The following is a 12573-nucleotide window of genomic DNA, read 5'->3' as shown; positions in this document are numbered from 1 at the left end:
TGTATAAAATTTTTGTTGGTGCGAACCTTATAAAGGGTTCGTTTTTTCTGTGAACAGTACAGATCGGAGTGTTTAAACATGCAAGAGGTATGGAAAGAGATTGATAAACATGCAAAACAGTGGATTCGAGAAGCTGGTGAACGATTGATGGCATCCATGCAGCAAGCGCTTATTGTGGAGGCGAAGTCAAATGCTGCTGACCTAGTAACAAATATGGATCGAGAAATAGAACAGTTTTTTATTGGGAAAATTAAAGAAACATTTCCAAACCATTATATTTTAGGAGAAGAAGGGTACGGAGATGACATTACTTCTTCAAATGGGGTTGTTTGGTTAATTGATCCAATTGATGGTACGATGAATTTTGTGCATCAAAAAAGAAATTTTGCAATTTCAATTGGCATATATGAGAATGGTATCGGAAAAGTTGGCCTCATATATGATCCAGTACATGATGAACTTTATCATGCTGTAAAGGGAGAAGGGGCCTTTTGTAACGGAGTATTAATTCCTATTCTAGAGGAAGGTACAGTAAATCATGGGATCATTGCCTTAAATGCAACGTGGCTTACAGATAATCCACTTCTGAATATGGAGAAAATGATGCAGCTTGTGAAGGCGGCAAGGGGAACGCGCTCGTATGGCTGTGCAGCATTAGAGATGGTATATGTTGCAACAGGACGATTGGACGCCTATGTGACGCCGAGATTGTCTCCTTGGGACTTTGGCGGGGGAATGATCATTGTGGAAGAAGTCGGTGGTAAAGTAACGACATTTACAGGTACCCCACTTTCCATTGTTGAAAAGAGTAGCGTATTGGTTGCCAAGCCGGGAGTATATGATGAATTATTACAATATGTATCACAGTAACAAAAAAGTAAGAGGCCGATAAAATCGCTTCTTACTTTTTGATGTTACTGTGATTTTCGCATTTTGCGTTTTGTCATAAATCCATATCCGATAGTAACAAATGTACCAATGATGCAAATAATAATACCGATTGGACTATTTTCGGCAATCATGATTCCGATACCAATCAAGAAAATAACACCGATAATAGCTGTCAGTAAAAAGCGATATTGAATGTGTTCCATATCTTCACCCTCCAATTTCATTTTACTTTCACAAAAGTAAGAATACAACTATATTTTCATTCTAGATTTTATTTTGATTGCCATGTATCCCCTTCACTCTTATAATAGAGAAGGATTAAAAAGACACTAGGAGTTGGAAATGTTGAAAAAACGACAAGATTTACGTAATATAGCAATTATCGCCCACGTTGACCATGGTAAAACAACACTTGTTGACCAATTATTACGTCAAGCGGGGACGTTCCGTGCAAATGAGCACGTAGAAGAACGTGCAATGGATTCAAATGATTTAGAAAGAGAACGCGGTATTACGATTTTAGCGAAAAATACAGCGATTCATTATGAAGATAAAAGAATTAACATTTTAGATACACCAGGACACGCTGACTTCGGTGGTGAAGTAGAGCGTATCATGAAAATGGTTGACGGTGTTTTACTTGTTGTTGATGCATATGAAGGCTGTATGCCACAAACACGATTCGTTTTAAAGAAAGCGTTAGAGCAAAAATTAACTCCAATCGTTGTTGTAAACAAAATTGACCGTGACTTTGCTCGCCCAGATGAAGTAGTTGACGAAGTAATCGACTTATTCATTGAACTTGGTGCAAACGAAGATCAATTAGAGTTCCCTGTTGTATTTGCATCAGCAATGAACGGAACTGCAAGCTTGGACTCAAATCCAGCAAACCAAGAAGAAAATATGAAATCATTATTCGATACAATCGTTGACCATATTCCAGCGCCAATCGATAATAGTGAAGAGCCACTTCAATTCCAAGTAGCGCTTCTTGACTATAATGATTATGTTGGTCGTATTGGAGTTGGACGTATATTCCGCGGTACAATGAAAGTAGGACAACAAGTTGCTTTAATGAAAGTTGACGGTAGTGTAAAACAATTCCGTGTAACAAAATTATTTGGGTATATGGGATTAAAACGTCAAGAAATCGAAGAAGCAAAAGCTGGAGACTTAGTTGCTGTTTCTGGTATGGAAGACATTAACGTTGGTGAAACTGTATGTCCAGTTGAACATCAAGATGCACTTCCATTATTACGTATCGATGAGCCAACACTACAAATGACATTCCTAGTAAATAACAGCCCATTTGCAGGTCGTGAAGGAAAATATATTACATCTCGTAAAATTGAAGAACGTCTTCGTTCCCAGTTACAAACAGATGTTAGTTTACGTGTAGATAATACAGAATCTCCTGATGCTTGGATTGTATCTGGACGTGGAGAATTACATTTATCTATCTTAATCGAAAATATGCGCCGTGAAGGATATGAATTACAAGTATCTAAACCAGAAGTAATTATTAAAGATATCGACGGCGTAAGATGTGAGCCAGTAGAACGTGTACAAATTGACGTACCAGAAGAGTATACAGGTTCTATTATGGAATCAATGGGCGCACGTAAAGGTGAAATGCTTGATATGGTAAATAACGGAAACGGTCAAGTCCGTCTTACGTTTATGGTTCCAGCACGTGGCTTAATCGGTTATACAACAGAATTCTTAACATTAACACGTGGATATGGTATCTTAAACCATACATTTGATAGCTATCAACCAGCACACGCTGGCCAAGTTGGCGGACGTCGTCAAGGTGTTCTTGTATCATTAGAAACAGGAAAAGCAACACAATACGGTATTAGTCAAGTAGAAGACCGTGGTGTTATTTTCGTAGAACCAGGTACAGAAGTGTATGCAGGTATGATTGTTGGAGAACATACACGTGAGAACGATTTAACAGTTAACGTTGTAAGAATGAAACAACAAACGAACATTCGTTCTGCAACGAAAGATCAAACGGCAACAATGAAAAAACCACGTCTTATGACATTAGAAGAATCACTAGAATACTTAAACGAAGATGAATTCTGTGAGGTAACACCAGAATCAATCCGTCTTCGTAAAAAGATTCTTGATAAGAGTGAGCGCGAAAGATCTGCTAAGAAAAAGAAATCTGTAGAAGCATAAAAGAATGTGTAGCTGCCTTTTTATAAAAAGGTAGCTTTTTTTGAAATTATATTTTTTCGAAAATTTAATCTTTTATCTAGACAGCACTTTTTTTGCAAGGTACTCTTATAGTAGGCGACATATTAAGTGAAACTTCCATAAATAGGCATTGATGGTGAGTGGAATGAATCGGGTTCTTATGAGTAGTTATCTTCCATCTGTCTTCTTTGATTCTTTTGTGTGTTGAGATGGAGGACGTATTGTCCGTTCGCGCTAGATAAAGGGGGGAAGTATAGTGGCAGAGAGAATGTCATTTTTTGCAAAGTTATGCAATGTTGATGGGAATCCTGAAGTAGGTATGTGGCTTCTTTACGTTACAATGATCATATTAAGTGCTATCGTGTATAATTTAGGGTTTGCTAGAAAGCTATCCATATTAAAAAATGTCATAATTTATATAGTATTAGCAGCTGGTTGCACTGTTTTAACTTTTTTTGCGGTTTTTTTACCAGTAGGAGAAGGACTTGTTGTTGCAGCTATTGTGCTCGGTATTTATAAATTACGTTTACGTCAAGCAAAGCAACAAAAAGTAAGCTAAAGGGGGAATATTTGATGCGATCTGTACAAGATGCATTATATAATTGGCTAACGATTAAGACTGTTGCGGAAGCTCGTCCACATGATGAAGCTGCACAAGAAACATATTTGCTGTTTCGGAACATGTTACATGAAGATCATTATGTAACAGATGTGGCAGTGGAAAAGAAAGAGGATATGTATTTTGTTACATACGAACAAGAAGGTGAAAAGAAATCTACAAGATTTCCACTGGAACTAATTGATTGTTTTTTAGATCAAATGAATCGGGAGCCAGAGAAATATAAATAAGCCCTTAGCGGAATAAGTAAGGGCTTATTTCACATTTTACCACTCATCTTCTACCGTCTTATCACGATAGAGGTTAAACTTTCCAGTTGCATGACGTTCCGTTGTACGTTCTGCGATACGCTCTGTACATTCCATGCACATATATGTATGAATAGGACGGTTACGAAGCCGTTTGGCTATAGGGTTTTCGTCATCTAACTCTTCTTTTTTATCACAAAGAATACATTTGACTCTCATCTCGTCACCTCAATACGAATTCTATCAATATTAGTATATCATGTAAGTTCAATGTTTTTGAACTATAGGAGAAAAAAATAATATTTTCGCAATTCGAAAAATACGTTATCATAAAGATAAAGAAAATATTGGAGGTGGAAATATGGCAAATGTGGTAGAACCTGCATTAACAGATTCTTTAGTACAATCTTTACGTGAGGAGAATATTGTTACAATTGCAACGACTGATTACGAAAAAGCTGTTCCAAATGTAAGTGCTATTTCATGGGTATATGCAATGAATGAGACAAGTATTCGATTTGCAGTCGATCAACGTTCTCGCATTGTGGAAAATTTACGCCATCATGCAACGCTTGTATTAACTGTAATGGCAAATGAATCTGTATTTTCCATTAGCGGTAAAGCAAAGATTGTAGCAGATCGAATGGAAGGAATTTCGCTCAAGTTAACTTTAGTAGAAGTATCTGTTCAAGAAGTACGTGATGTGATGTTTTATGGAGCAAAGCTTACTATTGAACCAAAATATGAAAAAACATACGATCCTCGTGCTGCTGCAAAACTGGATAATCAAGTTTTAACAGTGATGAAAGAATTGTAGAGAAAAAAGAGTGGGCACTATGCGTGGTTCATTCTTTTTCTTCTACTTGATCCCGCGCTAATTCTTAATGAGAATGAAGAAAAGTTCCGCATTATATGAATTTCTATTCTACCTCATTTATACATTACATATAATTATAACAATGGTTCGTCCATATAATGGATGAAACCCTTGTTCTACAAATTTAAAAGTGGAGTCAGGGGGTAACAGGTTGGATAAAATTTATGTGTTAGATACGAATGTACTTTTGCAGGATCCGTTATCTATTTTTTCTTTTGAAAAGAATGAAGTAGTTATTCCGGCAGTTGTGTTAGAAGAGGTGGATTCGAAAAAACGCTATATGGATGAGGTTGGAAGAAATGCACGATATGTATCTAAATTAATAGATAAATTCCGTGAACTTGGAAAACTGCATGAAAGTATTCCTCTGGAAAATGGAGGAACATTTCGTATTGAATTAAATCACCGTTCATTTGTTCAACTACAAGATATCTTTGTTGAGAAAACAAACGATAATCGAATTTTAGCAGTTGCAAAAAATTTATCATTAGAAGAGCAGGCGAAAGAGAATGGAAAGTCTGTCATTTTAGTAAGTAAAGATGTGTTAGTTAGAGTAAAAGCGGATGCTCTTGATTTGCAAGCTGAAGATTATTTAAGTGATCGTGTAATTGAAGTGGAAAATATATATACAGGATTTTTGGAAGGTTACATACCAAAAGAGTCATTAAATCATTTTTATGAAAAAGGAGAGCTTCCTTTATCTGAAATTGCGAATCATCCTTTTTATCCAAATCAGTTTGTCGTTATGAAAGATGCATTAGGTGGTTCGAGCTCTGCGCTGGGAATTGTTGATCATTCAGGGAAAAACGTAAAAAAACTTGTTTTTCATAATGAACAAGTTTGGGGTATTCGTCCGCGAAATGTACAGCAAATTATGGGGCTAGAATTGTTGCTTCGTGAAGATATTCCGCTCGTGACATTAACGGGTAAGGCTGGCACTGGTAAAACGTTACTTGCACTAGCTGCAGGACTTATGCAAACAGAAGATTTAGGATTGTACAAAAAACTTCTCGTTGCCCGTCCTATCGTTCCTGTTGGAAAGGATATTGGATATTTACCAGGAGAAAAACAAGAAAAGTTGAGACCGTGGATGCAACCTATTTTTGATAATCTAGAGTATTTATTTAATACAAAAAAACCTGGAGAATTAGATGCAATTTTAGCAGGTATGGGATCCATTGAAGTAGAAGCGCTTACGTATATACGAGGACGAAGTATTCCAGATCAATTTATTATTATTGATGAGGCACAAAATCTAACGAAACATGAAGTGAAAACAATATTAACGCGAGTTGGCGAAAGAAGTAAGATTGTGCTAATGGGAGATCCACAACAAATTGATCATCCGTATTTGGATGAATATAATAATGGTTTAACATATGTTGTAGAAAAGTTTAAAGAGCAAAAAATTAGCGGGCATGTGAAGTTTGTAAAAGGTGAACGTTCTAACTTGGCACAATTAGCAGCAGATTTATTATAAAAAGGAGTGGGCTTTTCGCCCACTCCTTTTTTAGATAATTGTAAATCTGCGGATATTTCGAATTGGATTGCTAGCATTGGAGCCATCACCAAAGTATAGGTGAACAGGTCCATCTTCTCTTAACGGTTTTCCGTCTTTTGAAAAACCAAGGATAGCAGTTTTGCCTGCTTCTAATGAAATTGTTATCGTATCAAGTGTTGTGTGAATTTCAACGTGCGTTGCCTCACTTGTAATCTCGGCATTTTGTAAAAATGGTTGAAGAGGTATGCCGAACGTGCCTGTAATCATTTGTTCCTTTTTGAACTTTTTCACACTTTTATTGATAGGTGGGAAAGCTGCTCCATCACGAATTTCTCGATCCCAATGCTCTGAAGTATGTTTTAGATAGGTCTCTAATTCAGACTGTTCGTCTCTTGTTTCTGTAAAATAAGTTGTTAAGTCTACTTTTCGATCATCAAAAATCCAAACGCTCGGATCAATGGTAATAGAAAAGCGTACTTTCCCGTTTATAAATAAAATTTCACTCATTGTTGTTCCCCCATTTGTATTATACTCCCACTTTTCAGTATAATAGCACTAGAGACGATTGTCACAAAAAATGTTTCTATTGCAATTTATTAAAACTATCGCTAATATTAATAGATAGGATAGGGAGAGTAGGACGGAAACGGAGGGAATCAATTTGGCGTCTGAGACAGTAGTAAATCATCAGGAAAAGGCACTTGCCCTTCTACAAGCGGATGCGGAGAAGATTTTAAGACTTATTAAGGTGCAAATGGACCACCTTACGATGCCGCAATGTCCATTATATGAAGAAGTGTTGGACACACAAATGTTTGGATTATCCCGTGAGGTTGATTTTGCGGTTCGTCTTGGTCTTATTGCAGAAGAGCAAGGAAAAGACATTTTAGGAGAGCTCGAACGAGAGCTATCAGCACTTCATGAAGCTTTTACTAACAAACAACAATAACGGGTTCAAATAAGGGGGCTCAAACTGACCAGTTTGAGCTTTTTTGTACGAAAAATGAATTTGTATAATAAAGCAGGAAGAGTTCCACTACATATGGAATACAACAGTTAAAATGAAAATAGAAAGAGGATATTGAATGAAAAAAGTATGGAAGTCAATGGATTATTCATTATTGCTTCCTCTTGTTATTTTATGTGTACTGGGAGTTATAATGGTATACAGTGCAAGCTCTATTGTAGCGATTACGAGGGCGGAAAAACCGGCTGATTTCTTTTTTAATAAGCAATTATTTACACTAATTGGTGGAACAATCATAGGATTAGGAATCGTAATGCCAATACCATTCCAATTTTGGAGAAAGCGAATTATTGTATTACTAGTCATGGCAGTTAGTATCATATTGCTAGGATTGGTATTGGTGATTGGGAAGAAAGTAAACGGCGCGCAAGCTTGGGTATTTGGTATACAACCCGCTGAATTTGTTAAAATTTCTATTATTATCGTATTGGCCCGATTCTTTGCAAGAAAGCAGGATACAGATACGCCAGTTTGGCAAGGATCAGGTGGAACAATTCTTTTCGTAGCATTAACACTGTTTTTAATTTTAAAGCAACATGACTTAGGTACAGTTTTATTAATAATAGGAACGGTTGGAATTATGTTTCTCTGTTCAGGTGTTCCTGTAAATATGTGGATAAAACGTTTGTTGTTAACTTCTATTATATGGGCCCCGCTCATATACTTTATTGGTAACTATACATTGGACCCGTATCAAAAAGCACGTTTTGCAGTGTTTTTAGATCCATTTCATGATGCGCAAGGGAGTGGATTTCAACTTGTGAACTCCTTTATTGGAATTGCTTCAGGTGAATTAGATGGGAGAGGTCTTGGAAATAGTATACAAAAGTATGGATATCTACCTGAACCACATACGGATTTTATAATGGCAATTATATCAGAAGAACTTGGTTTTATCGGTGTAGCAATTATTTTAATAAGTTTGCTACTGATTATTATTCGTTCTTTTCGGATTGCTCAAAAATGTAAAGATCCGTTTGGAAGTTTAATTGCAATAGGTATTGGAAGTCTAATTGGTATACAGACATTTGTTAATATTGGTGGTATTACTGGATTGTTACCTCTTACAGGGGTACCTTTACCATTTATCAGTTACGGAGGTAGTTCTCTATTAGCGAATTTAATTGCGATGGGAATATTACTAAACTTAGGTAGTTATGTGAAACGACAAGAAAAGCAGCAAGAACAATTGAATGAAAAGAAACAACAAGGTGAACGGCATCTTGTTGTTGTTAAATAAAAAAAGCTTTGTGTTTTAATGACACAAAGCTTTTTTTATTTATCCATTCTAATACGTTATACTTTGAATGTGATTCGGAATAAAAGTATGACACATTGGAATAAATGTGTTTTACAATAGGGGTGTCAGAAAATAGAGAGTTATGCTATACTATTTTTGTGAAACAAATTGATCAGAAAACTTATCATTTGTTGAAAAATAAGGTATGATGTATAAAAATAAGTGAAGCTTTCTAGTTATGATGTATAAAAGAAAGTGAAGAACTTCACGCTCACTAGAACGTGAAAATATGTAATCTCTAGAGTGGTAGTAAAGTAGAGGGGGAAAATCATGACAAAGCTGCAACGTATTCAAAAAGTATTAGTAGCTAACCGTGGAGAAATTGCAATTCGTGTGTTCCGAGCTTGCTCAGAACTTGGGTTAAGTACAGTTGCGATTTATTCAAAAGAGGATAACGGTTCTTACCATCGCTATAAAGCAGATGAAGCTTATTTAGTAGGGGAAGGCAAAAAGCCAATTGATGCATACCTAGATATTGAAAACATAATTGAGATTGCAAAAAGCAATAAGGTAGATGCTATTCACCCTGGATATGGTTTTTTGTCAGAAAACATTCAATTTTCGAGACGCTGTGAAGAAGAAGGGATTATCTTTATCGGGCCAAAAAGTAAACATTTAGATATGTTTGGAGATAAAGTAAAGGCAAGAACACAAGCGCAATTAGCAAATATTCCAGTTATTCCTGGTAGCGATGGACCTGTTAATTCAGTAGAAGAAGTTGAAGTGTTTGCTAAGAAGCATGATTACCCGATTATTATTAAAGCTTCCCTTGGTGGTGGCGGTCGCGGTATGCGTATTGTGCGCAGCAGTGATGAATTAAAAGAATCCTATGATCGTGCAAAATCAGAAGCAAAAGCAGCTTTTGGTAATGACGAAGTCTATGTTGAAAAGTTCGTTGGAAAACCTAAACATATAGAAGTTCAAATATTAGCGGACGAAGAAGGAAATGTTGTACATTTATATGAGCGTGATTGCTCTGTACAACGTCGCCATCAAAAAGTGGTAGAAATTGCACCAAGTGTATCGCTTTCTGATGATCTTCGTGATCGTATTTGTGAAGCGGCAGTTCAGTTAACGAAAAATGTAAATTATTTAAATGCTGGTACAGTTGAATTCCTTGTAAAAGGTGATAATTTCTATTTCATTGAAGTAAACCCACGTGTACAAGTAGAACATACAATTACAGAAATGATTACAGGAATTGATATTGTTCAGTCTCAAATTTTAATTGCTGATGGACATTCTTTACATAGTTCAAAAGTGAGCATTCCAAAACAGGAAGACATTATTGTGCATGGATATGCAATTCAATCTCGTGTAACAACAGAAGATCCGCTTAATAATTTTATGCCTGATACAGGGAAAATTATGGCGTATCGTTCTGGTGGAGGTTTTGGTGTGCGTCTAGACACAGGGAACAGTTTCCAAGGAGCTGTTATTACACCATACTACGATTCATTACTTGTAAAAGTAACAACTTGGGCACTTACATTTGAACAAGCTGCTGCGAAAATGGAACGTAATTTAAAAGAATTCCGTATTCGTGGTATTAAAACAAATATTCCATTCTTAGAGAATGTAGTTAAACATAAAAACTTTTTATCAGGGGAGTATGATACATCATTTATTGATGCATCACCAGAACTTTTCGTATTTCCAAAACGTAAAGACCGTGGAACGAAAATGTTAAGCTACGTTGGTACAGTGACAGTAAATGGTTTCCCGGGAGTAGGAAAGCAAGAGAAACCAATTTTCTCAGAGGCTCGCATTCCACACGTAAAACATTATGAACCTGTTCAAAGTGGAACGAAACAAATTTTAGACGAACGGGGAGCAGATGGACTAGTAAAATGGGTGCAAGAGCAAAAGCGTGTATTACTAACGGATACAACATTCCGTGATGCACATCAATCCCTACTTGCGACACGTATTCGTACAAAAGACTTACACAAAATTGCTGAACCAACAGCAAGAATGTTGCCGAATTTATTCTCATCTGAAATGTGGGGCGGTGCGACGTTTGATGTTGCGTATCGTTTCTTAAAAGAAGACCCGTGGGAACGATTATTAGAGCTTCGTGAAAGAATGCCGAACGTTCTATTCCAAATGCTTCTTCGTTCATCGAATGCAGTTGGATATAAAAACTATCCAGATAACCTAATTCAAAAGTTTGTGGAATGTTCAGCGCAGGCTGGTATTGATGTATTCCGTATTTTTGATAGCTTAAACTGGGTGGAAGGCATGAGAGTTGCAATTGATGCTGTAAGAGACAGCGGCAAGATTGCAGAAGCAACAATGTGCTATACAGGGGATATTCATGATCCAATGCGTAGTAAATATGATTTGAATTATTATAAAAACTTAGCAAAAGAATTGGAAGCGTCAGGAGCACATATTTTAGGGATTAAAGATATGGCTGGATTATTAAAACCAAATGCAGCTTATGATTTAGTTTCAGCATTAAAAGAAACAGTATCGATTCCAATCCATCTTCATACGCACGATACAAGTGGAAATGGTGTATTAACGTATACGAAAGCAATTGAAGCAGGTGTTGATATTGTTGACGTGGCAGTAAGTTCAATGGCAGGATTAACATCACAACCAAGTGCGAACACGTTATTCTATGCATTAGGTGGAAATGCAAGACAGCCAGACGTTGATGTGAATTCATTAGAGAAACTTTCACATTACTGGGAAGATGTTCGTAAATATTATGCACCATTTGAAAGTGGTATGAATGCACCTCATACAGAAGTATATATGCATGAAATGCCGGGCGGACAATATAGTAACCTTCAACAACAAGCCAAAGCAGTTGGGCTAGGAGATCGTTTTGATGAAGTAAAAGTTATGTATCGCCGTGTAAATGATATGTTTGGTGATATTGTAAAAGTAACGCCATCATCAAAAGTTGTTGGTGATATGGCACTGTTTATGGTACAGAATCACCTAACAGAACAAGATATTTATGAGCGTGGACATTCATTAGACTTCCCAGGCTCTGTTATAGAAATGTTTTCTGGTGATCTTGGTCAACCATATGGTGGTTTCCCAAAAGAACTACAAGAAATCATTTTAAAAGGAAAAAAACCATTAACGGTAAGACCGGGTGAATTGTTAGAACCGATTGATTTCGATGCTTTAAAAGAAGAATTATTCCATAAAATCGGTCGCGAAGTGACTATTTTTGATGTTGTTGCATATGCTTTATATCCAAAAGTATTTATGGATTACCAAAAGGTAGCGGGACTTTATGGCGATGTATCTGTACTTGATACTCCAACATTCTTCCACGGTATGAGACTTGGTGAAGAGGTTGGCGTAGAAATTGAACGTGGTAAAACATTAATCGTTAAATTAGTTTCAATTGGTGAGCCACAACCGGATGGAACGCGCGTCCTCTACTTTGAATTTAACGGACAACCACGTGAGATTGTTGTGAAAGATGAAAGTGTTAAAGCGACAGTTGCACAGCGTGTGAAAGGAAACCGTGAAAATCCAAATCATATTAGTGCGACGATGCCAGGAACTGTGATTAAAGTCGTTGTGAATGAAGGCGATGAAGTGAAAAAAGGCGATTCTATGGCAATTACAGAAGCGATGAAGATGGAAACTACGGTTCAAGCGCCATTTAATGGTATAGTGAAAAAAATGTATGTAAAAGATGGCGATGCAATTCAAACAGGAGATTTACTGATTGAATTGGAGCAATAATCAACAAGAAAAGAGCTGCTAACAAGCAGCTTTTTTTGTATACAAAAAGAATAACTTGCCACTACGGCAAGTTATTCTAGGAAGATGTTCAAAAAGTCCGGTAAAGATAGCTATCGCATTTCTTCGTTACGTCGCCACTCTGGTACTCATGTAGTTCAATCTACACTCCGTATCCTCCTGGCTTCCGT

12 protein-coding genes are annotated in these 12573 nt (G+C 36.6%); 9 read left to right on the top strand and 3 right to left on the bottom strand.

Translation table 11 applies throughout. The features are described 5' to 3' along the window. Nucleotides 1–78 precede the first annotated feature (78 nt). A complete protein-coding gene (locus QUF99_RS20815; protein WP_289372501.1) occupies nucleotides 79–870 on the top strand; it encodes an inositol monophosphatase family protein in 792 nt (263 codons plus the stop codon). A gap of 44 nt (nucleotides 871–914) precedes the next feature. Here the strand turns inward: QUF99_RS20815 and QUF99_RS20810 are convergent, their stop codons facing one another. Further along, a complete protein-coding gene (locus tag QUF99_RS20810; protein ID WP_289372500.1) occupies nucleotides 915–1094 on the bottom strand; it encodes a DUF5325 family protein in 180 nt (59 codons plus the stop codon). A gap of 139 nt (nucleotides 1095–1233) precedes the next feature. Here QUF99_RS20810 and typA point away from each other — a divergent pair, with 139 nt between their 5' ends. From typA to QUF99_RS20795, 3 genes are all read left to right on the top strand, one after another. Further along, complete coding sequence (typA, locus tag QUF99_RS20805) at nucleotides 1234–3078, top strand: translational GTPase TypA (protein WP_289372498.1); 1845 nt, start codon at nucleotides 1234–1236, stop codon at nucleotides 3076–3078. 274 nt (nucleotides 3079–3352) lie between these two features. After that, entirely contained in the window at nucleotides 3353–3655 is a 303-nt protein-coding gene (locus QUF99_RS20800) for a YlaH-like family protein (protein ID WP_289372497.1), read from the top strand. Nucleotides 3656–3669: 14 nt separating this feature from the next. Next, the gene (locus tag QUF99_RS20795; RefSeq protein WP_289372495.1) at nucleotides 3670–3945 is read left to right on the top strand and encodes a hypothetical protein; all 276 of its coding nucleotides are present in this window, start codon (nucleotides 3670–3672) and stop codon (nucleotides 3943–3945) included. A 36-nt stretch (nucleotides 3946–3981) separates the two neighbouring features. Here the strand turns inward: QUF99_RS20795 and QUF99_RS20790 are convergent, their stop codons facing one another. Then, nucleotides 3982–4182, bottom strand: coding sequence for a YlaI family protein (locus QUF99_RS20790; RefSeq protein ID WP_289372493.1), 201 nt, complete (start codon nucleotides 4180–4182; stop codon nucleotides 3982–3984). Nucleotides 4183–4324: 142 nt separating this feature from the next. On the opposite strand from QUF99_RS20790, the gene QUF99_RS20785 reads away from it, so the two are divergent. Then, a complete protein-coding gene (locus QUF99_RS20785; protein WP_289372491.1) occupies nucleotides 4325–4780 on the top strand; it encodes a pyridoxamine 5'-phosphate oxidase family protein in 456 nt (151 codons plus the stop codon). A 211-nt stretch (nucleotides 4781–4991) separates the two neighbouring features. Then, complete coding sequence (locus QUF99_RS20780) at nucleotides 4992–6320, top strand: PhoH family protein (RefSeq protein ID WP_289372489.1); 1329 nt, start codon at nucleotides 4992–4994, stop codon at nucleotides 6318–6320. A gap of 30 nt (nucleotides 6321–6350) precedes the next feature. On the opposite strand, the gene QUF99_RS20775 is transcribed toward QUF99_RS20780, so the two are convergent. Continuing rightward, nucleotides 6351–6848 carry a molybdopterin-binding protein gene (locus QUF99_RS20775; RefSeq protein WP_289372487.1) on the bottom strand — a complete coding sequence of 166 codons (498 nt, stop codon included), beginning with the start codon at nucleotides 6846–6848 and terminating at the stop codon, nucleotides 6351–6353. Nucleotides 6849–7002: 154 nt separating this feature from the next. Here QUF99_RS20775 and QUF99_RS20770 point away from each other — a divergent pair, with 154 nt between their 5' ends. From QUF99_RS20770 to pyc, 3 genes are all read left to right on the top strand, one after another. Further along, on the top strand, nucleotides 7003–7290 hold the full coding sequence (locus tag QUF99_RS20770; protein WP_289372485.1) for an Fpa/YlaN family protein: 288 nt from the start codon (nucleotides 7003–7005) through the stop codon (nucleotides 7288–7290). 136 nt (nucleotides 7291–7426) lie between these two features. Next, a complete protein-coding gene (locus QUF99_RS20765; protein WP_289372484.1) occupies nucleotides 7427–8608 on the top strand; it encodes an FtsW/RodA/SpoVE family cell cycle protein in 1182 nt (393 codons plus the stop codon). 330 nt (nucleotides 8609–8938) lie between these two features. Then, on the top strand, nucleotides 8939–12385 hold the full coding sequence (gene pyc / locus QUF99_RS20760; protein WP_289372483.1) for a pyruvate carboxylase: 3447 nt from the start codon (nucleotides 8939–8941) through the stop codon (nucleotides 12383–12385). Nucleotides 12386–12573: the final 188 nt, after the last annotated feature.

Origin of the sequence: Bacillus sp. DX4.1 (assembly GCF_030348195.1) — a bacterium.
GTDB lineage: Bacteria > Bacillota > Bacilli > Bacillales > Bacillaceae_G > Bacillus_A.
The sequence above is the reverse complement of the archived record's forward strand: the minus strand, read 5'-3'. Positions and strand labels throughout refer to the sequence as shown.

Bases quoted from the DNA above. Each gene is read 5' to 3' on its own strand.
- QUF99_RS20815 (WP_289372501.1), top strand. From the start codon at position 79: ATGCAAGAGGTATGGAAAGAGATTGATAAACATGCAAAACAGTGGATT.
- QUF99_RS20810 (WP_289372500.1), bottom strand. From the start codon at position 1,094: ATGGAACACATTCAATATCGCTTTTTACTGACAGCTATTATCGGTGTT.
- typA (WP_289372498.1), top strand. From the start codon at position 1,234: ATGTTGAAAAAACGACAAGATTTACGTAATATAGCAATTATCGCCCAC.
- QUF99_RS20795 (WP_289372495.1), top strand. From the start codon at position 3,670: ATGCGATCTGTACAAGATGCATTATATAATTGGCTAACGATTAAGACT.
- QUF99_RS20790 (WP_289372493.1), bottom strand. From the start codon at position 4,182: ATGAGAGTCAAATGTATTCTTTGTGATAAAAAAGAAGAGTTAGATGAC.
- QUF99_RS20785 (WP_289372491.1), top strand. From the start codon at position 4,325: ATGGCAAATGTGGTAGAACCTGCATTAACAGATTCTTTAGTACAATCT.
- QUF99_RS20775 (WP_289372487.1), bottom strand. From the start codon at position 6,848: ATGAGTGAAATTTTATTTATAAACGGGAAAGTACGCTTTTCTATTACC.
- QUF99_RS20765 (WP_289372484.1), top strand. From the start codon at position 7,427: ATGAAAAAAGTATGGAAGTCAATGGATTATTCATTATTGCTTCCTCTT.
- pyc (WP_289372483.1), top strand. From the start codon at position 8,939: ATGACAAAGCTGCAACGTATTCAAAAAGTATTAGTAGCTAACCGTGGA.